Origin of the sequence: Chelativorans sp. J32 (assembly GCF_000518985.1) — a bacterium.
Lineage (GTDB): Bacteria > Pseudomonadota > Alphaproteobacteria > Rhizobiales > Rhizobiaceae > Chelativorans.
Map to the genome: position 1 here is coordinate 187,974 of NZ_JAEQ01000003.1, position 17,374 is coordinate 205,347.

The window sequence follows — 17,374 nt, forward strand, 5'->3', positions numbered from 1 at the left end:
CCGCGGCTTCGGAACCAAGTATCTCCAAGGGGATTGGAAATCACACAAACAGGGGCGTTGAACCCGCAGGAGATCAAGGGATGCCCAACCGGGAGCGAAGAGTAGACCGCCTATCGCGGGAGCAGACGAACGAGTTTCTCCGGCGATCCTCCATCACCTATCTGGAATGCTGCGTGAGCCTGATGCTGACGCATCTGAGCCGTGAGGAGGTCGCCGAAATTCTCGAACAGGAAGCGCATATGGTACGCGAACTCGGGTGAGATCCGCCCAAAAACACCTGGAACATGAGGAACACCGATGCCGAGGCATCTGTTGGGAGGCTGGACGACGGCTAGCCCGGATCCAGGTTCAACCATCCAGATGGAGGCTAAAGTGAGAGTGAGCGAAGTAATGACGCGTGACGTTCGGCTGGCAAGTCCGGACGACACGATCCAGGATGCAGCTCGGATCATGGCTGAAATCGACGCAGGCTGTCTACCCGTCAGCGATGGGGACAGGCTTGTGGGCATGATCACGGATCGGGACATCGCCGTGCGGGCGGTGGCCGAAGGCCATGGGCCGGATTGCCGCGTCGGCGACGTGATGACACGGGAAATCAGGTACTGCTTCGAGGACGAAGATACCGACGAGATCGCACAGAACATGGCGGATCAGCAAATCCGCCGGTTGCCGGTGTTGAATCGCGAAAAGAGACTGGTGGGCATCCTTTCCCTCGGAGATATCGCTTTTACCGACGGCAAGGACCCCGCCGGAGAGGCGCTTACCGGCATTTCGCGGCCGGGCGGACTGCACAGCCAGACAGGCGGCGACGGCGCCGCACGCTTCTAGAAAACAAGGAGAACCGCAGATGGCGGAGAACAAGAAACGTCAGGCTCCCGACGACGTGCTCGATGAAGCGCCAAGACGCGCTGAAGGGGACTGGGAGTCGCTGAGGGGAACGGAAGACATCCCCGCTGGCAGCGAAGATGGGAAATCCGTACCGCTCGACCGGTCCGGCCGTGTGGACACCGACGAGCATTACGCCGAAGGAGAAGACAATCCTTATATGGAGAGCGATGACGCACTGCCGAGCGATGAAGAGGAAGAGGTCTTCCGGCGGAACAATGCGCGCGAGGGTGGCCGCTTCGACGAAGTGTGAAATCACGCGCCCGAGGGAGGCCGACGGGAAGTTTCCTGCAATAGGCTCCGGGCATCAGAAAGGATGCGGCGGAACTCGCCCTTCGCCGCAGCCTCGATAGCGAAGGCTCCGCCCGAGGGAACAGCGCCGGGATCTTCCTGGTGATCTTGAAAGAGGGCGTGGGCTTCCATCGAATCGAGAAGGCGACCGGCATCTGCCGCCCCGCTCGATTCCATGCTGGCGAGGCGGCCGATGAGGAAGGAGACCGCTTCACGCAGCGCGATGAGCCTTCCCTCAATCTCCTCATTCGGCAGTTGGGACATGATCGTCACTCCGCAGCCGCGCGCATCTCCCGTCGGCCATAGATGCGGTCAAGGACCTCCGCGACGTGCACGAATTCATGTGCCTGCGGGTCGAAACGCGCATTCGCGGCAAGGCGCACCGCCCAATCCACGGCGGCCCGCCCACCCCAGTCGTCAGGCGGCAGGGCCAGCGACTCCCGCGATGTCCCCCGATAGCGTTCCGCGACGAAGTCGTAGAACGAACCGTTCACATTGCGCAGCGCAGCGCCCCCCTCCGTGCCGTAGAAGGAGGCAGCGATTTCCGCATCCTTTCCGGCATTGAGCCGCCACGAGCAGGCAAGCCGCACGACCGTGCCGGTTTCCAGAGTGAGGGTTGCCACGGCAAAATCCTCAACCACGGAAGGGTTGGCGGGAAGTGGATCCCCTTTTGCAAAGAGATGGCTCGTTACCTCGATTACCTTGGGTGAATCGAGCGTCCATAGGGCCAGATCCACCAGATGCACGCCGAGGTCGATGACACAGCCGCCGCCTGAAAGCACCGGATCGTAAAACCAGGGTTTGTCCGGGCCGTAGGCATTGTGGAACACGAGATCGACGGCGTGGACCCGGCCAATACCGCCTTCCGCTATGATCGGCCGGATCTGCCGCATGGCCTGGGTGTGCCGGTAGGAGAGGTCCAGTCCCAGCAAACGGTCGGCTGCCCTGGCTGCCTCCACCACAGCAAGAGCCTCTTCCCGATTTCGGCCAAGCGGCTTCTGGCAGAAGACGGCAATACCCTGGCCGAGGGCTTGAAGCGCCTGCTCTGCGTGTTGGGCGCTGGGCGTGGCAATGACAACGCCATCCACGCCCTCGTCGATGATGCCTTGGAGATCGCCGGCGGGCTTGGCATCGGGCGCAAGCTTACGGGCTTCGTCAAGGCAATCAGCGGATGGATCGGCGATGACGGCCGCCTCCGCGACGCCGGCGTCGATCAATGCCTTCATGCGATGACGGCCGATCCAGCCGACGCCCAGAAAACCCAGGCGGAGCTTCCTCAGGGCGGTTTTACGGGGATGATCCACGACGGCGGTCATGGCATCCTCACAACGGCCTTCATGAAGCCATCCGGCCGATCGCGCGTGGTGTTAAGCGCGTCATCAAGCCGGGAGAGCGGAAACATGTCGGTGATCAGCGGCATGGGATCGAGGCGGCCGGACATCACCGCGTCAATGGCCTCGCGCATGCCCCTTATATAAATGGCAGGGTTGCGTTCGTGGGCATTGACGACGTCGATGCCCCTCCAGTTCCAGAGCTGCATGTTGATCTGACGCGGGCCGTCCTGATGATAGCCCGCAACGATCAGACGGCCGCCTTCGGCCGTAAGCTCGCCCGCAAGATCAAGAGGCCAGGCCTTGCCGGTGGCCTCGATCACCCGCTCGCAGAAGCTGCCGCCTGTCAGTGCGCTTACCTTGTCGATGATGGCGTGACGGTCGTCCATGGGAATGGTGTGAGCGGCGCCCATCTGGCGCGCCATATCCAAGGCATATGGGCGCCTGGAAACTGCGATCACATCGGCTCCCGCCTGGGTCGCAAGCCTCGTCAGGATTGCCCCCAGGAAACCGATGCCGACGATGACGACGGTCTGGCCGGCCTTGATATCGGCACGGCGGAAGATGTTCATGGCACAGCCGAGCGGCTCGCCGGGGAGCGGCATATGCGCGAGCTCCTGGGGGAGTGGCACCGCCTGTGTGGCATCCCCAACATCGAATTCCGCATAGCTGTTTTGGAAAAGCGCGGTCACCGCTTGCCCGGGCTCAAAGCCGGTGACGCCGGGTCCGACTGCATCCACCACGCCCCATCCCTCATGTCCAAGCCCGCCGGGTTCGGTCGGGAATTTCATCCACTCCGGGCCGGACCAGGGGCCAAGATTTGAAGCGCACACGCCGCAACCGGTCAGGCGCACCCGGATCTGACCCTCTCCGGGCTCTGGAACCTGGACCTCTTTGATCGCGATGGTTCCGGGGCCGGTCAGTACGGCTGCCTTCATTTTGGTCTGGTCGGAAAGGGAAACGGTCGCGCTGTCGCGCTGAAGAGGTGTGATCATTATTGCCGCCTAGGGTAGTCAGGAGAATTGCTCCTGATGAACAAGAAGGGGGCCTATTGGTTCCAATATGCGGGGTCACATCTGCCGTGCAGGCCTGAAGGGGCAGCCGCGACTGCGGTCTCCGTGCCCGGTTGGGGCCCGGCCTCGGTTTCGGTATTATGCGGATCTAAACGGCTAACGCTGCGTCCGGCCCACGGCGGTGGCGATATCCGTATAGGCCCTTTCAGCCCCTGGCGCGGCATCCTGGCGGTTTGCCTCGCGCAGAAAGCGGATGGGGAAGAGGGCGGCCTCGATATTCGCGCGCGAGATCTGCTCCGGTCGCCGCTCGTCGGAAGCCAGCGTTCTTTCTGCCTCTGCGAGGGCGTTCTCGATTTCGGCAGCATCCGCCACGCCCTTCTGGCGCAGCAGGCGACAGAGGGTCGCCATTGCCATCAGCACCCCCTCCATCTGCAGGTTCGCAGTGTTCATTGGCGCTTTCTCCGATTACACCAGAACATATCCTTGTCCTTCGTAGGGATACGCACAAGACAAGAGTGCGAGACGGTGATGTGCCCCGTCGGTTCGTGCCAAATGTCAGGCATGACCCGGCGCAGCCACGCGGCGGTCCCATCTGTCGATCGGAGAAATGCCACCTTTCTGACGGACGGAAGTTGCTGCCCGGCCGAGGCTGAAGTAACGCAGACCGTGCTGGCCCACTGAACGGGGATCGAACAGGTTTCGGAAATCGAACAAAGCATCGCCCGAGAGCGCGCGGGCTACCCGATCCAGGTTGAGCCGGCGATATTCATCCCACTCCGTCAGGATGACGACTGCCGAAGCGTCCGTACAGGCGGCGTAAGGACAGTCTGCCCAAGCCACGTCCTGGAGGTGTTCCTTGGCATTCGGCACCGCTTTCGGATCGTGCGCGACCACCCTGAGCCCAGCTTCCTGAAGTGCTGGGATAATCGAGAGGGCTGCGGCTTCCCGAACATCGTCCGTATTCGCCTTGAAGGCCAGACCCAGCACCGCCACGGTGCTCTCTGGGGCAAGACGGCCCTCCTTGAGAATGCGCCTGGCAAGAAGAAGCTTGCGCTGGTCGTTTCTGGCGATGAGCGTTTCCACGAGCTTCTGCGGCGCTCCGAATTGCCGCCCCGTAGCCGCGAAGGCCCTGGTGTCCTTCGGAAAGCAGGAGCCGCCGAAGCCGGGGCCGGGCAAGAGAAAGCTTTCGCCGATGCGCCGGTCAAGGCCTATTCCCCGCGTCACGTCTGCGATGTCGCCGCCGGTTTTCTCGCAAAGATCTGCGACATCGTTGATGAAGCCGATCTTGAGCGCCAGAAAGGCGTTCGCCGAGTATTTTATCAGCTCGGCATTGCCAGTCGTCGTGATGACCATGGGTACGCCGGCGCGCTCAAAGGGGCGGTAAATCGCCCGCAAGATATTGCGGGAGCGCGTATCGTCCGCGCCAAGCACGATGCGGTCCGGTTCCATGAAGTCTTTCATCGCGGAGCCCTCACGCAAGAACTCGGGGTTGGAAGCGACGCGGATATCGAATGCTCCACGTTCCCGTGCGATGATCTCCCGCACGCGGCGGGCTGTGCCGACCACGACGGTGGACTTGATGACGACGGTGGCACCGCGTCTCAGATGTGGTCCGATCTGCTTGGCCGCGGCAAGCACGTGGGACAGGTCGATGCTCCCATCGGCACCCGACGGAGTTCCGACCGCGATGAAAACGGCATCGGCTTCGGCAACGCTTTCCCTGAGGCGTGTCGAAAAGGAAAGGCGCCCTGCCTCGACGGCACTGCGCATCGCTTCTTCCAGCCCGGGTTCGTAAATGGGTATATCGAAATGCTCCAGCCGCACGATGCGCGCGGCGTTGATGTCGAAACAGCGGACGCTATGGCCCATATTCGCCAAGCAGGTGCCGGTTGCCAGACCGACATAGCCGGCGCCTATCATGGTGATCTGCATGCCGTTCTCCTGTGAGCGTATCACACCGGCCTAACACTGAAGGGTATGATGTTGTTCCCAAGTAGAAGAAGAAGGATTCCGGTAAGTGCTTCCGGGGAAACAATATTTTCTTCCCGCAAAGAGCGGGGAAGCTAAAAGGCCCCGCTCTCCGGCTGCAGGGGAGCCGATAAGTTTCGTTTATCGATCGACAAATTTGTTGAAGCGACTGGTTCCACCACCGCCAGCTTCTTCCTGATAGAGGAAGGCAAGCTTCCGCTCGTCGAATATGCGGAAGAACTCATCCCATTCGATCTCTTCCAGACTTTCGTCCGGTTCGCCGAAATCGATGCGGAGGATACCGCCCGGACCGCTTGTCTTCACACGTGCGGGGCGTCCGCCGCGGGATTCGGCCCATTTGCGGATCGTGTCATGATCGGTCGTTGTGTTCGCTTGCGACATCACGCCGTCCCATCAACTGGTTGCTTCAACCGGCTGTACTGAGTGCACCGCCTTGGGCCCGAACGTCGAGGCTCCCCAAAAGTTCCTGATTGGCTCGCTTTGCCGGCTCAGTTCCGCCAAACCGGGAACCAAAGTTCATGTTGATTGTTTGTAGCTCGCGACCCCTCTTCTTCATCACAGCAGGAGCAGCCGTGAGCAAGAATGCGCTTATTACCGGGGGCTGCGGCTTTATCGGCCGCCAAGTCACTGAAGAACTTCTTGAAAATGGATATTCGGTCACAGTTCTCGACAATCTAATCGAGCAGGTACATGGAGAAACGGCCCCGCCGAAGGACCCGCGCGCGGAGTACCTCATCGGGGATGTGCGTGACCCCGAATGCGTGAAAAAGGCATTGCGAGGCATCGATTTCGTGGTGCATCTGGCTGCCGAAGTTGGTGTCGGCCAGTCCATGTACGAGATTGCGCGCTATGTCGGCGTCAACGATCTCGGAACAGGCGTGCTTTTGGAGGCGATGATCAATCAGCCGGTCAAGCGGATCGTGGTGGCCTCTTCCATGAGTGTCTATGGTGAAGGCCTCTATGAAACTGTGGACGGCAGGCGTTTCGACCGCGCCCGCCGACGCAAGGACAGGCTCGGGGCAGGACAATGGGATCCCGCCGATGCCGATGGCAGGGCTCTCCGGCCGATTGCCACCGACGAGGAAAAGCCGGTTGAGCTAGCGTCGATTTACGCCCTTACAAAATATGCGCAGGAAAGGGCTGTACTGATCTTCGGCGAAGCCTATCCGGTAGAAGCGGTTGCGCTCCGGCTTTTCAACGTATTCGGGCCCGGTCAGGCGCTCTCCAATCCCTATACGGGCGTGCTTGCCAATTTCGCATCGCGGCTCGCCAATGATCAGCCACCCTTGATCTTCGAGGATGGGCAACAAAAGCGCGATTTCGTCCATGTTCGCGATGTGGCGCGAGCTTTTCGCCTTGCACTCGAAAGCAAGGATGCCGTCGGCCAGGTGATCAATATCGGCAGCGGCAATGCCTATACGATCCAGCAGGTGGCCGAAATCCTGGCGGACGCCATGGGGCTGCCGGAGATCCGGCCGGAGATCCTCAATAAAATACGCTCCGGCGACATCAGGCATTGCTTTGCGGATATCTCCAAGGCGCATGAGCTGCTCGGGTTCGAGCCGCTGCATCGGCTCGAGGATACCGTTGCGGAATTCGCCGAATGGGTGCGGGAGACCGGTGCAGTCGACAATGCAGCACAGATGCGCAAGCAACTGGAAGAGCGGGGGCTGGTATCATGACGGCGGCCAGTCCCAGCGAACCGCCTGCATTGGCAGGTGGCGGTAGGCCGGTGGTTATCACGGGCGGCAGCGGGTTCATCGGCTGCAACCTCGCCGAAAGTTTCCTCCGCGACGGATATGACGTGGTGGTGCTCGACAATCTAAGCCGGCCCGGTGTCGGCCAGAATCTTGAATGGCTGAAATTCGAGTTCGGCGAGCGTATCCGTCCGGTGATCGCAGACATCCGCGATCCGCAGGCTTGCCGGTCGATCTTTGAAGATGCGGGAGCGGTGTTCCATCTCGCCGCCCAGACCGCCGTCACGACCAGCCTCGACGACCCCCTGGGGGATTTCGCGGTAAATGCACAGGGCACATTGAACCTGCTGGAGGCGGTACGTGCTTCGGGACGCACCATACCGGTCATATTCGCAAGCACGAACAAGGTCTATGGCGCGCTCGAAGACCTCGAAATGATCGAGCTGGAGGACCGGTACGTCCCGGCCTCGCCGGAGATCCGGCAAGGCATTGGCGAGGATCGGAAGCTCGATTTCTGCACTCCCTATGGCTGTTCAAAGGGGGTTGCGGATCAATACGTGCTCGATTACGCAAAGTCCTTCGGGATCCCGACGGCCGTGCTGCGTATGAGCTGCATTTACGGTCCGCATCAATACGGCACGGAGGACCAGGGCTGGGTAGCCCATTTCCTCATCCGGGCTCTGCAGGGCGAGCCGATCTCAATATACGGAAACGGCAAGCAGGTGCGGGATGTCCTGCATGTGGCGGATGCCGTCGCGGCTTACCGTGCTGTGCTCGAAAATATCGACGCCGTCACCGGCCGGGTATTCAATCTCGGAGGGGGCGTTCAGAACGCGGTCAGCCTACGTCTTGTGCTCCAGGAGATCCGTCGCATTACCGGGGCGGAGCCCCTCATCGGTTGGGGCGACTGGCGTGCGGGCGATCAGTACTATTTCGTGGCGGATACGACGCGCCTGCAGCGTGAGCTTGGCTGGACTGCCAAGATCGGCTGGCGCGAGGGCTTGAGAGATCTTGCCGACTGGCTGCGCAGGGAGCGCGGACTGGGGCGGCCGCAACGAGAGGAAAGGCTGACTGCATGAACATGCTCCGCGTGCCGGCGCAGGAAGGCGCCCCGCTCGACCATCGCTGCGTTCTCATGACCGTCGATGCGGTGGGCGGGGTTTGGCGCTATGCCATGGAACTTGCCCGAGGGCTGCTGAACCATAACATCGCTGTGGTGTTTGCCGGGCTCGGTCCCCGACCGACAAGGCACCAGATCGACGAGGCGCAGCGACTGGGCAAGCTCGTCTGGCTGGACGAGCCGCTCGACTGGATCGCTCCGGATGAAGTCTCGGTGAAGGACCTCCCCGCGAAACTCGTGCGTCTGGCGCGGGAGGAGGGAGCAGACATCCTGCATCTGAATCTACCCTCCCAAGCCGCCGGCATCGAGACCGATCTGCCAGTGGTGGTGGTGTCGCACTCCTGTGTGGTCACCTGGTGGTACACGATGCGCGGCGGAACACTGCCGCAGGAATGGGAGTGGATGAAGCGGCAGAACGCGCAGGGGATGGCGCGGGCGGATGTGGTCGTGTCGCCGAGCGGTAGCCATGCCCAGGCGATCGGCGAATGTTATGGCGAGCAGCCTACCTTGAGGGTTGTGCATAATTCGATCAGCGCCTTTCTCCATGGTGCGGACAAGGAGCCGCTCGTCTTTGCCGCCGGGCGCTGGTGGGATGAAGGAAAGAACGGCCGCATTCTCGACGAAGCAGCCGCTCAGACCTTGTGGCCGGTGATCACTGCCGGCTCTACAAAGGGCCCGAACGGGCAGGAAATGACATTCTCCCATGCCCGGGATATGGGGGAAGTTCCGCATAGCCAGGTGCTGGCCGAGGTCAAACGAGCGGGTATTGTCGTATCGCCGTCGCTCTACGAGCCGTTCGGGCTTGCAGCACTGGAGGGTGCACGTGCCGGAGCGGCACTCGTGCTTTCGGATATTCCGACGTACCGGGAACTTTGGAGCGATGCGGCCATCTTCTTCGAGCCGCGAGACGCGAAAGCTCTTGCGCATGCGGTGAACCGGCTGGCTTCGGATTCGGGGCTTCGAAACGAATTCGCAGCCAGGGCGCTCGCGCGCTCGCGCCGCTTCACGCCGGATATCCAGGCGGGGCGAATGGCCGAGCTTTACCGTCAGCTGGTCGATCAACCGATGGCCGCGTGATGAAATTTCTCTTCTATACGCATTCGCTGGTCTCCGATTGGAACCACGGCAACGCCCATTTCCTGCGGGGTGTGATGCGCGAGCTCGTGGCGCGGGGGCATACGGCCCTGGCGCTGGAGCCTGAAGACGGCTGGAGTCGAGCCAATCTGCTGCGCGATCAAGGAGATGGGGCCATCGAGCGCTTCGGCCGGGATTTCCCGGAACTGGTTTCGCTCACCTATGACAGCAGCTTCGACCATGAAAAACTGCTGGACGATGCCGATGTGGTGATCGTGCATGAGTGGACCGATCCGGCGCTGGTCGCGCGGATCGGGCGCGCGCGGGCGCAAGGGGGCGCCTTCGCGCTCGTCTTCCACGACACCCATCACCGCGCCGTGTCCGCGCAACCGCAGATCGCCGAGCTTCAGCTCAAGGATTATGACCTTATCCTCGCATTCGGGGAGACGCTGCGGGAACGGTATCTGGCGGCAGGCTGGGGGCGCAATGTCGTCACTTGGCACGAAGCGGCCGATACGCGGCTTTTCCATCCGATCGCGGATCAGGAAAAGGATGGCGATCTCGTCTGGATCGGGAATTGGGGGGATGACGAGCGGACGGCAGAGATCAGCGAGTTCCTGATCAGGCCGGCCGCCGAACTCGGATTGAAGGGCACCGTGCGTGGAGTGCGCTACCCGCCCGAGGCGCTGCACGCATTGGCGCAAGCCGGACTCTCGTTTGAGGGGTGGATCGCCAATCGCGATGTGCCAAGCGCGTTTGCACGCCATCGCGTCACGATGCACATCCCGCGCCGGCCTTATGTGGAGGCCTTGCCGGGCATTCCCACCATTCGCGTGTTCGAGGCGCTTGCCTGCGGCATTCCCCTGATCTCGGCACCATGGAACGATGCCGAAGGCCTGTTCAGGCCGGGCACTGATTTCCTGTTCGTGAATAACGGGGAGGAAATGGCGGCCGAGCTCCGCCGCATCCTTTCGGACCCCGAGCTCGCCGCTAGCCTTTCGGCTGCAGGACTTGAGACCATCCGCGACAGGCATACCTGTGCACATCGCGTGGACGAGCTTTTCCGGGCTCTTATGCGTCACGGCACATCAAGGGTTCAGAGGCTTTTGGCACCCATGGAGGCTGCGGAATAATGAAGATCGCTTTTTATGGATCGAGTCTCGTTTCGTCATACTGGAACGGAGCGGCCACTTACTATCGAGGGCTCATCCGTCACCTGGCTCAACTCGGCTACGAGGTGACCTTTTACGAGCCCAATGTCTACGAACGCCAGCAGCACAGGGACATAGCGCCGCCGGAATGGTGCCGCGTGGTCGTCTATGACGGCACGCATGAGGCGTTGAAGCAGGTTACTGCAAAAGCGCGCGAGGCCGATGTGGTCGTCAAAGCGAGCGGTGTCGGATACGAAGACGACATGCTCATGGATCATGTGCTGGCGGCTGCCAGGCCGGACGCGCTCAAGATTTATTGGGACGTGGATGCGCCGGCGACGCTCGCCGAACTCAGGAGCAATCCCGAACATCCGCTGCAAAGGCAGCTCCGCGACGTGGATCTTGTGCTCACTTATGGTGGCGGAGAGCCGGTCGTCTATGGCTATCGCGCTTTCGGCGCGCGCGAATGCATACCGATCTATAACGCGCTCGATCCCGAAACACATCATCCTGTGCCGCCGGAAGGCCGCTTCACATGCGATCTCGCTTTCCTTGGGAACCGGCTCCCGGACCGGGAGGCGCGGGTCGACGAATTCTTCTTCAAAGCCGCCGCGCAGTCGCCGAAGCAGACGTTCCTCCTCGGCGGTTCAGGCTGGAGTGACAAGCCGATGAGCTCGAATGTCCGCTATATCGGGCATGTTTCAACCCGGGACCACAACGCGTTCAACGTTACGCCGAAGGCGGTGCTCAATATCAGCCGGGCCAGCATGGCGGAAAACGGGTTCTCACCGGCAACGCGCGTTTTCGAGGCGGCCGGCGCGGGTGCCTGCCTCATTACGGATGCATGGGTCGGGATCGACTTCTTCCTGAAGGAAGGGGAGGAAGTCCTGGTTGCCCGCGATGGCCAGGAGGTGGCGGAAATCCTTGCTGGCCTCGATTCGGAGTGGGCGAAGACCATCGGCGAGCGGGCGAGGGCCCGGATCTTGCGCGACCACACCTATGCGCATAGAGCCGCCGAAGTGGACCGCATCATCACCAATTTCTTCCGTTCTCGGCGTGTGGAGGCGGCAGAATGAGCCGGCCGCTCTCCATTGTCATCCTGGGTTTGACGCTTTCTTCTTCCTGGGGAAATGGACACGCGACGACCTTTCGCGCGTTGCTTCGCGGCCTCCATGCGGAAGGCCACAAGGTGCTGTTCCTGGAGCGCGATACGCCTTGGTATGCGGATAGCCGGGATTTGACTGACCCGGATTTCTGCCGGCTCGCCTATTACAACGAACTCTCGGATCTCGACCGTTTCACCCCCGCTATCCGCAACGCCGACGCCGTCATCATCGGCTCATATGTTCCGGAGGGCGTCGCAGTCATCGATCGTGTGGCCGAGATGAGCCCACGCCTTCTTTGCTTCTACGACATTGACACTCCCGTGACGCTCGCGGCACTGAAAAGCGGCAAGGAGGAGTATCTTGCCCGCAAGCAGGTATCGCTCTTCGACATCTACTTCTCCTTTTCCGGCGGCAAGGTGCTGGACCGGCTGGAAAGAGAGTTCGGCGCCCGGCGGGCCGAGGCGCTTTACTGCTCGGTGGATGCGGATGCCTATGCGCCGACGGGCGAGAACGTCCGCTGGGATCTCGGCTATCTCGGGACCTATAGCCCGGACCGCCAGCCCACGCTCGAACGATTGCTGATCGAGCCGGCGCGGCGGCTGCCGGAGAAACGCTTCGTCGTAGCCGGAGCGCAATATCCCGCCGAGATCGAATGGCCTGCTAATGTGGAGCTTATCCCGCATCTGCCCCCGGAGGCACATGCTTCCTTCTACAGCCGTCAGCGTTTCACCCTGAACGTCACGCGCGCCGATATGGTGGCCGCGGGCTGGTCTCCCAGCGTGCGGCTGTTCGAGGCGGGAGCATGCGCAACGCCTATCATCAGCGATCGGTGGCAGGGCCTTGAGGAGATATTCCCCGACCGGGAGTCCATCCTGATCTCGGATGATAGCGATGAGGTGGTCAGGCTCCTCACCAAATTGTCCGACCACGACCGACAGGCCATAGGGCTGGCGGCCAGGCAACGCGTCCTGAGCTGCCATACCGGAAAGGTGAGGGCAAGACAGCTTGCCGGCGTCCTTCGAGAGGCAGGCAGCGCCGTGCTCGCGAAGGCGGTCTAACAGGACCTTTTTAGCAGAGGGAACCCGGATGGACGTTCTGAACACCAAAGGGAGAGGAAAGCGCGTGCTCGTCGCGGGCGGTGCCGGCTTTGTCGGTTCCCATCTCTGCGATGCCCTGCTGGCGGAGGGATGTTCGGTCGTCTGCGTCGACAGTTTCCTCACGGGCGCTCACGCCAACATCGCCCCGCTGGAGAACCATCCCGGCTTTCAACTCATCCGGCATGATATCTGCGAGCCGCTTCAACTAAAGGGACCGCTCGACGAGATCTACAACCTGGCCTGCGCGGCCTCGCCACCACGCTATCAGGCAGATCCGGTCCATACGATGATGACGAGCGTTGTCGGCACGCGGAACCTTCTTTCGCTCGCGGAGCGCCATGGTGCGCGCTTTCTGCTTGCTTCCACGAGCGAGGTCTATGGTGATCCGGAAGTGCATCCGCAGCCGGAACACTACCGAGGCAACGTCAATTGCACCGGGCCTCGTGCCTGCTACGACGAGGGAAAGCGCGCAGCGGAAGCCTTGTGCTTCGACCTTCTTCGGCTTAATAGGGTGGATACGCGCGTGGCGCGGATCTTCAACACCTATGGACCGCGTATGCAGGCCGACGACGGCCGCATCATTTCCAATTTCATCAACCAAGCCCTGCGCGGCGAGCCTCTGACGGTCTACGGCACCGGTGAGCAGACGCGCTCCTTTTGCTACGTGTCGGACCTGGTGACAGGCCTTATCGCCCTTATGCGGCTGGATCCGAACCCTAAGACGCCGGTCAACCTCGGCAATCCCGGAGAGTTCACCATCAATGAACTCGCGGCGATCGTGCAAGAGATGATTCCGGAGGCGAAGGGTAAGATCCACCGTCCGTTGCCCCAGGACGACCCACAACGCCGCCGTCCCGACATCACCCGCGCAAAGGCGCTCCTTGGCTGGGAGCCGAAGATCGCGCTCCGCGAAGGACTTGAGGACACGATATCCTGGTTCCGGCTTGGCTACGAGGCGGAACAGCGCATTACGGCTGCTTGACCCAGTCCTGGCTCGGCTCTTTGGCGTGCGAGGCTTTCGCTGCGTCCCGACGGCGCTTTTCCACCAGTGCTTGCTGAAGCTTCTGCGCCAGCGCGAGCAGTCTCTCGGGGACCGGCTCGTTCTCGATCTCTTTCAGAAGAAGAGAGAGATCTGGCGGCAATCCATGCGCCGCCTCGGCATGGCCCTCGGGTGCTTCTTTTTTACGATCCATGGCAACCCCGCAACTCTTTTGCGAAAGGTTTGTCGTCATATCCCCCGTTTGGCAATCGCAATCCCCTCGATTCCGATGATTTTCTGAACGAAGCCTGCGTTTTTTGGATTGCTGGTGCCGAAGAGGAACAATCCCGCATCGCCGCTCATTAGGCCCTCGCGCCTCTGTTGGGCGGGCAAGGGACCTCATGTTGGATATTCTGGAACGTGCTAAATCCGCGCCTCGCGATGCCGTCGAGGATGCTCTGCGCGCTGAGCTGACCTATGTCAACGATAGTGAGCCGGGCATTGTGCGCCGACGGGCCGGCAAGGGCTTTTTCTATCTTGCACCAAACGGCGCCCGTGTCGAAGAGGCCGAGACGCTTGCGCGTATCCGCAAGCTCGCGATCCCTCCGGCCTGGACGGATGTATGGATCTGTGTGCGGGCCGACGGCCACATCCAGGCAACGGGGCGGGATCAGCGCGGACGCAAGCAATACCGCTATCACGAGGCTTGGTTTGCCTGCCGGGACGAGGTGAAGTTCTCCAGTCTCGTCGCGTTTGCGGAAGCGCTTCCAAAGCTTCGGGCACAGGTGGATACGGATCTCGCTAGGCGCGGCGTTCCGCTCGAGCGGGCGGTAGCCTCCATCGTCTGGTTGCTGGACCACACGATGATCCGCATCGGGAACGAGGCCTATACAAAGGAAAACAAGAGCTTCGGCCTGACCACGCTGCGAACGAAGCATGTAGAGGTACAGGGCTCGCGCCTGCGTTTCTCCTTCATAGGAAAGTCAGGCCAGGAATGGAAACTTGGCCTGTCGGATCGCAGGATCGCGCGTGTCGTGCGCACGATACAGGAACTGCCGGGCCAGCAACTGTTCCAATATATCGACGAGGATGGAAGCCGGCGTCCGGTAAGTTCGCAAGACGTGAATGCGTATATTCGTGCTTATGCCGGCGATGCTTTCACCTCAAAGCATTTTCGCACCTGGGGCGCGACACGAGCAGCGGCGATCCTGCTTGCGGTCGAGCCTCCGGAGACGAGCAAGCGGGGAAGAAACCGGCAGCTCAATGCCATCGTGGATCGCGTGGCGCGACGCCTGAACAACACCCGGGCGGTTTGCAGGCGCTGCTATATCCACCCGATCGTCATCAAGGCTTGGGAGGAGGGGCGCCTTGCCGGCGAGATGCTGGAAATACGCCGGCGCCACCGCAAGCCGCTGAAGGGCTTGAGCGAAGAGGAATCGCTGGTGCTCCGCTGGCTGCGCCAAGGCGAACGGAGCTGATCTCTGCCGGAACCAACCGCGAGCGATGGCGTTGCCAAGACATGACCACGCACAAGGCCAAGAAATTCCTTCGAAGCCTTCTGGCGGAGTTGCTGCCAGGTTGGATAACGCAAAAGCGGCTGGAAGATCCGCCCGGTAGCCAAGCCGGTAACGACGGTGCCGCATTTGGAGCGGAACTCCCGGATCCCGGAGAGGATCGGTCGTCGGTGCCGCGCAAGATCTAAAATCACTGGGAGTGCCTTATGGGAGATTACTTGTGGTTCTTCACGGTCGGAATAGCCCCTTTCCTCGTAGCGGCCGTCATGATCTACGCGTTGTTGCGCCGTAGGCGCCTCAGCCCGGAGGAAAAGATTGCTCGTGACGAGAAGACCCGGGAGCTTTACCAGGACCGTGACAAGGGTCGCTCGCTCTAGAGGCCGGCTGACAGGCGGAGCCGCTGCGGCGGCTCATCATTCTCATCCGGATTCGGCCAAGGCTCCTCGTCGGGAAGCCGCTCAGGATCGGGCTCGCGTACGGGCTGCGGATCGGGAAACGGCTCTGGCGGTAAAGGCGGAGTAGGCTCGGGGATCGGGCGTGGAGTGCTCATGGTCCCTCCTCAAGTGGCTATGAGGGCGAGAGCACCGATCACAACGAGAGCAATTCCTACGATGAGAAGTGCGTAAAGTGCGAGCGATCCGGGCTCGCGCCGATGCGGCGCTTCGTGCAGGGTCCGGTTCTCGTTTTCCTGTTGCCGCTGCTCGGCGGTTGGGGGTGTGCCGCCTGCTTCGTCATCGGCGCCCAGAGGAGCGGCAGCGGGATCCGGATATCTGACTTTTTCACCCGTGCGGCCCCGATCTATATCGGCGCGCAGGCGCTCGGTCGTAGGGGGATCGGCTTGCTGCTTGTTGGGCATGCTCATGGCAGTCTCCATCACGGAACATGGGGTTCGTGGATGATGTCCTCCTGCGGAACTGCCTCGACCCTCACCTTGGATCGATCGAAAGCGGCATGCTGCCGGATCGCATTCAATTCGGGTCCAGGCTGCTCGATAGCCCACATCACGTCGTCGGCGGATTCGCCGACCGCGCCGACGTTCCAGTAACGCGCGCGGCCTTTTCCCGGCACCTCGCGTTGGGTCGCGGATTCAGTGAGAAAGTCGAAATAGATATCCCGGAAGGGGATATAAAAGACCGGCTCCGCCCCAGCTTCCGCGAGGACCAGCGCCTCCTTGGTCGAGGCAATCATCGCGTCGGAGAACATCACGTTTACGGTGCCGCGGAAGGGTTCGATCTTGAGGTTCGGGTTCTCGTTCACGGTCGCTTTCTCCTTCTGTCCTTTTCCCTAACGTCCGCTCTACCCTCAGGTTCCGGTCTCCAGCGATGTGGGAACAACGGTCGCTGGCCGGCCGTTTGGATCTGGCGAGGGCCGCCCAGGGGCGGCCGGACAGACAAGAGGTGCCTATGCAAGTCCCGCTACAGATTGCGTTCCACAAGGCCGAGAAGTCGGATTGGGCGGAACAGGAAATCCGCGCAAGGGTGGACAAGCTGCAGACCTATCACGATCGCATCATCGGCTGCCGGGTGACAGTGGACCAACGCGCGCGAAACGTGGAAGGAACCTTGCCTCCGGTGGTGCGCATCGAAATCAGCCTGCCGGGCATTGCGCCGGTCGTTGTTGCGTACGAGCCTGACCGACTCCAGCAGAAGTACCAGACACCGGATCTCGGGAATGCCATCAACGACGCCTTCAGCCTGGCCGAGCGGCGGTTGGCGCAAATAAAGGAGGAGCGCGACGGCCGGAACAAGGACGCACACCATGACAGTCAGCGGCAATTTCTCGGCCAGGTGGCGCAGCTCTATCCTGATGAGGACCATGGATTCCTGCTAACCAATGAGGGAAGCAGTCTCTATTTCCACCGCAACGCAATGTTGCAGGGCGATTTCGACAAGCTGCGCGTCGGCGACGAAGTGCGTTATGTCGAGGAGGTTGGCGATACCGGCCCATTGGCAACGAAAGTGAGAGTGGTCCAGCCGGACCGCAATTGACGCTGAAGCCAGTCGATGGAGCTTCACCCCCAGGGGCGGCGGTGTCCTCCCGCCCCTGTTTCTTGCAAGCCTTGGCCGGTGCCTCAATCTGAAAAGCTCGTGAGGTCAGGGGAACCGCTTGCGGCGCCGGGAATTGTTC

Annotated in this window: 22 protein-coding genes and 1 pseudogene; 13 read left to right on the forward strand and 10 right to left on the reverse strand. The window is 61.5% G+C overall.

Annotated elements, in window-relative coordinates; translation table 11 throughout:
- Positions 1-80: 80 nt before the first annotated feature.
- The 3 genes from CHEJ32_RS0106455 to CHEJ32_RS24075 all read left to right on the forward strand — a co-directional run bounded on the left by CHEJ32_RS0106455 (position 81) and on the right by CHEJ32_RS24075 (position 1,138).
- Positions 81-260, forward strand: coding sequence for a hypothetical protein (locus CHEJ32_RS0106455; protein WP_028033128.1), 180 nt, complete (start codon positions 81-83; stop codon positions 258-260).
- Positions 261-390: 130 nt separating this feature from the next.
- Positions 391-828, forward strand: a complete 438-nt coding sequence (locus CHEJ32_RS0106460) for a CBS domain-containing protein (protein ID WP_245261002.1) — start codon at positions 391-393, stop codon at positions 826-828.
- Between the two features lie 19 nt (positions 829-847).
- A complete protein-coding gene (locus tag CHEJ32_RS24075) occupies positions 848-1,138 on the forward strand; it encodes a hypothetical protein (RefSeq protein WP_034657976.1) in 291 nt (96 codons plus the stop codon).
- Between the two features lie 2 nt (positions 1,139-1,140).
- On the opposite strand, the gene CHEJ32_RS24080 is transcribed toward CHEJ32_RS24075, so the two are convergent.
- From CHEJ32_RS24080 to CHEJ32_RS0106495, 6 genes are all read right to left on the reverse strand, one after another.
- On the reverse strand, positions 1,141-1,440 hold the full coding sequence (locus CHEJ32_RS24080) for a hypothetical protein (protein ID WP_156936629.1): 300 nt from the start codon (positions 1,438-1,440) through the stop codon (positions 1,141-1,143).
- A 5-nt stretch (positions 1,441-1,445) separates the two neighbouring features.
- Positions 1,446-2,492, reverse strand: coding sequence for a Gfo/Idh/MocA family protein (locus CHEJ32_RS0106475; RefSeq protein ID WP_028033130.1), 1,047 nt, complete (start codon positions 2,490-2,492; stop codon positions 1,446-1,448).
- Complete coding sequence (locus CHEJ32_RS0106480; protein ID WP_051469516.1) at positions 2,489-3,502, reverse strand: zinc-binding dehydrogenase; 1,014 nt, start codon at positions 3,500-3,502, stop codon at positions 2,489-2,491. The genes CHEJ32_RS0106475 and CHEJ32_RS0106480 overlap by 4 nt, the downstream gene beginning before the upstream one ends.
- A 174-nt stretch (positions 3,503-3,676) precedes the next feature.
- A complete protein-coding gene (locus tag CHEJ32_RS0106485; RefSeq protein ID WP_028033132.1) occupies positions 3,677-3,970 on the reverse strand; it encodes a hypothetical protein in 294 nt (97 codons plus the stop codon).
- A gap of 105 nt (positions 3,971-4,075) precedes the next feature.
- Positions 4,076-5,452 (reverse strand): UDP-glucose/GDP-mannose dehydrogenase family protein, encoded by a 1,377-nt coding sequence (locus CHEJ32_RS0106490; RefSeq protein ID WP_028033133.1) that lies wholly within the window; start codon positions 5,450-5,452, stop codon positions 4,076-4,078.
- Positions 5,453-5,629: 177 nt separating this feature from the next.
- Entirely contained in the window at positions 5,630-5,890 is a 261-nt protein-coding gene (locus CHEJ32_RS0106495; RefSeq protein ID WP_028033134.1) for a hypothetical protein, read from the reverse strand.
- Between the two features lie 191 nt (positions 5,891-6,081).
- Here CHEJ32_RS0106495 and CHEJ32_RS0106500 point away from each other — a divergent pair, with 191 nt between their 5' ends.
- From CHEJ32_RS0106500 to CHEJ32_RS0106530, 7 genes and pseudogenes are all read left to right on the forward strand, one after another.
- Positions 6,082-7,191 carry an NAD(P)-dependent oxidoreductase gene (locus tag CHEJ32_RS0106500; RefSeq protein ID WP_028033135.1) on the forward strand — a complete coding sequence of 370 codons (1,110 nt, stop codon included), beginning with the start codon at positions 6,082-6,084 and terminating at the stop codon, positions 7,189-7,191.
- Positions 7,192-7,214: 23 nt separating this feature from the next.
- Positions 7,215-8,285, forward strand: a pseudogene (locus CHEJ32_RS0106505) (NAD-dependent epimerase/dehydratase family protein); the annotation flags it as partial.
- A 2-nt stretch (positions 8,286-8,287) separates the two neighbouring features.
- Positions 8,288-9,403, forward strand: a complete 1,116-nt coding sequence (locus CHEJ32_RS0106510) for a glycosyltransferase family 4 protein (protein WP_084032716.1) — start codon at positions 8,288-8,290, stop codon at positions 9,401-9,403.
- Entirely contained in the window at positions 9,403-10,533 is a 1,131-nt protein-coding gene (locus CHEJ32_RS0106515; RefSeq protein WP_028033138.1) for a glycosyltransferase, read from the forward strand. Before CHEJ32_RS0106510 ends, CHEJ32_RS0106515 begins: the two co-directional genes overlap by 1 nt.
- The gene (locus CHEJ32_RS0106520) at positions 10,533-11,627 is read left to right on the forward strand and encodes a glycosyltransferase (RefSeq protein ID WP_028033139.1); all 1,095 of its coding nucleotides are present in this window, start codon (positions 10,533-10,535) and stop codon (positions 11,625-11,627) included. The genes CHEJ32_RS0106515 and CHEJ32_RS0106520 overlap by 1 nt, the downstream gene beginning before the upstream one ends.
- Entirely contained in the window at positions 11,624-12,715 is a 1,092-nt protein-coding gene (locus CHEJ32_RS0106525) for a glycosyltransferase (RefSeq protein WP_028033140.1), read from the forward strand. Before CHEJ32_RS0106520 ends, CHEJ32_RS0106525 begins: the two co-directional genes overlap by 4 nt.
- A 28-nt stretch (positions 12,716-12,743) precedes the next feature.
- Complete coding sequence (locus CHEJ32_RS0106530) at positions 12,744-13,736, forward strand: UDP-glucuronic acid decarboxylase family protein (protein ID WP_028033141.1); 993 nt, start codon at positions 12,744-12,746, stop codon at positions 13,734-13,736.
- Here CHEJ32_RS0106530 and CHEJ32_RS0106535 read toward each other — a convergent pair.
- Positions 13,723-13,947: a hypothetical protein gene (locus tag CHEJ32_RS0106535; protein ID WP_156936630.1), complete on the reverse strand. Its 225-nt coding sequence runs from the start codon at positions 13,945-13,947 to the stop codon at positions 13,723-13,725. The two genes, CHEJ32_RS0106530 and CHEJ32_RS0106535, sit on opposite strands and share 14 nt — an antisense overlap.
- 187 nt (positions 13,948-14,134) lie before the next feature.
- Between CHEJ32_RS0106535 and CHEJ32_RS0106545 the strand changes: the two genes are divergently transcribed.
- Entirely contained in the window at positions 14,135-15,211 is a 1,077-nt protein-coding gene (locus CHEJ32_RS0106545; RefSeq protein ID WP_028033143.1) for a DNA topoisomerase IB, read from the forward strand.
- 242 nt (positions 15,212-15,453) lie between these two features.
- Entirely contained in the window at positions 15,454-15,624 is a 171-nt protein-coding gene (locus CHEJ32_RS27360; RefSeq protein WP_198023829.1) for a hypothetical protein, read from the forward strand.
- Here CHEJ32_RS27360 and CHEJ32_RS27365 read toward each other — a convergent pair.
- The 3 genes from CHEJ32_RS27365 to CHEJ32_RS0106570 are packed head-to-tail and all read right to left on the reverse strand — an operon-like array spanning position 15,621 to position 16,504.
- Positions 15,621-15,797 (reverse strand): hypothetical protein, encoded by a 177-nt coding sequence (locus tag CHEJ32_RS27365; protein ID WP_198023830.1) that lies wholly within the window; start codon positions 15,795-15,797, stop codon positions 15,621-15,623. The genes CHEJ32_RS27360 and CHEJ32_RS27365 overlap by 4 nt on opposite strands.
- Before the next feature lie 9 nt (positions 15,798-15,806).
- Entirely contained in the window at positions 15,807-16,109 is a 303-nt protein-coding gene (locus CHEJ32_RS0106565) for a hypothetical protein (RefSeq protein ID WP_156936631.1), read from the reverse strand.
- 11 nt (positions 16,110-16,120) lie between these two features.
- Positions 16,121-16,504 carry a DUF427 domain-containing protein gene (locus CHEJ32_RS0106570; protein ID WP_028033146.1) on the reverse strand — a complete coding sequence of 128 codons (384 nt, stop codon included), beginning with the start codon at positions 16,502-16,504 and terminating at the stop codon, positions 16,121-16,123.
- A gap of 146 nt (positions 16,505-16,650) precedes the next feature.
- Here CHEJ32_RS0106570 and CHEJ32_RS0106575 point away from each other — a divergent pair, with 146 nt between their 5' ends.
- Positions 16,651-17,235 (forward strand): HPF/RaiA family ribosome-associated protein, encoded by a 585-nt coding sequence (locus CHEJ32_RS0106575; RefSeq protein WP_028033147.1) that lies wholly within the window; start codon positions 16,651-16,653, stop codon positions 17,233-17,235.
- Positions 17,236-17,374 lie beyond the last annotated feature (139 nt).

Bases quoted from the DNA above. Each gene is read 5' to 3' on its own strand.
- CHEJ32_RS27360 (WP_198023829.1), top strand. From the start codon at position 15,454: ATGGGAGATTACTTGTGGTTCTTCACGGTCGGAATAGCCCCTTTCCTC.
- CHEJ32_RS0106565 (WP_156936631.1), bottom strand. From the start codon at position 16,109: ATGAGCATGCCCAACAAGCAGCAAGCCGATCCCCCTACGACCGAGCGC.
- CHEJ32_RS24080 (WP_156936629.1), bottom strand. From the start codon at position 1,440: ATGTCCCAACTGCCGAATGAGGAGATTGAGGGAAGGCTCATCGCGCTG.
- CHEJ32_RS0106495 (WP_028033134.1), bottom strand. From the start codon at position 5,890: ATGTCGCAAGCGAACACAACGACCGATCATGACACGATCCGCAAATGG.
- CHEJ32_RS0106485 (WP_028033132.1), bottom strand. From the start codon at position 3,970: ATGAACACTGCGAACCTGCAGATGGAGGGGGTGCTGATGGCAATGGCG.
- CHEJ32_RS0106455 (WP_028033128.1), top strand. From the start codon at position 81: ATGCCCAACCGGGAGCGAAGAGTAGACCGCCTATCGCGGGAGCAGACG.
- CHEJ32_RS0106475 (WP_028033130.1), bottom strand. From the start codon at position 2,492: ATGACCGCCGTCGTGGATCATCCCCGTAAAACCGCCCTGAGGAAGCTC.
- CHEJ32_RS0106520 (WP_028033139.1), top strand. From the start codon at position 10,533: ATGAAGATCGCTTTTTATGGATCGAGTCTCGTTTCGTCATACTGGAAC.
- CHEJ32_RS24075 (WP_034657976.1), top strand. From the start codon at position 848: ATGGCGGAGAACAAGAAACGTCAGGCTCCCGACGACGTGCTCGATGAA.
- CHEJ32_RS0106490 (WP_028033133.1), bottom strand. From the start codon at position 5,452: ATGCAGATCACCATGATAGGCGCCGGCTATGTCGGTCTGGCAACCGGC.
- CHEJ32_RS0106460 (WP_245261002.1), top strand. From the start codon at position 391: ATGACGCGTGACGTTCGGCTGGCAAGTCCGGACGACACGATCCAGGAT.
- CHEJ32_RS27365 (WP_198023830.1), bottom strand. From the start codon at position 15,797: ATGAGCACTCCACGCCCGATCCCCGAGCCTACTCCGCCTTTACCGCCA.
- CHEJ32_RS0106510 (WP_084032716.1), top strand. From the start codon at position 8,288: ATGCTCCGCGTGCCGGCGCAGGAAGGCGCCCCGCTCGACCATCGCTGC.
- CHEJ32_RS0106515 (WP_028033138.1), top strand. From the start codon at position 9,403: ATGAAATTTCTCTTCTATACGCATTCGCTGGTCTCCGATTGGAACCAC.
- CHEJ32_RS0106530 (WP_028033141.1), top strand. From the start codon at position 12,744: ATGGACGTTCTGAACACCAAAGGGAGAGGAAAGCGCGTGCTCGTCGCG.
- CHEJ32_RS0106525 (WP_028033140.1), top strand. From the start codon at position 11,624: ATGAGCCGGCCGCTCTCCATTGTCATCCTGGGTTTGACGCTTTCTTCT.
- CHEJ32_RS0106575 (WP_028033147.1), top strand. From the start codon at position 16,651: ATGCAAGTCCCGCTACAGATTGCGTTCCACAAGGCCGAGAAGTCGGAT.
- CHEJ32_RS0106545 (WP_028033143.1), top strand. From the start codon at position 14,135: ATGTTGGATATTCTGGAACGTGCTAAATCCGCGCCTCGCGATGCCGTC.
- CHEJ32_RS0106480 (WP_051469516.1), bottom strand. From the start codon at position 3,502: ATGATCACACCTCTTCAGCGCGACAGCGCGACCGTTTCCCTTTCCGAC.
- CHEJ32_RS0106535 (WP_156936630.1), bottom strand. From the start codon at position 13,947: ATGGATCGTAAAAAAGAAGCACCCGAGGGCCATGCCGAGGCGGCGCAT.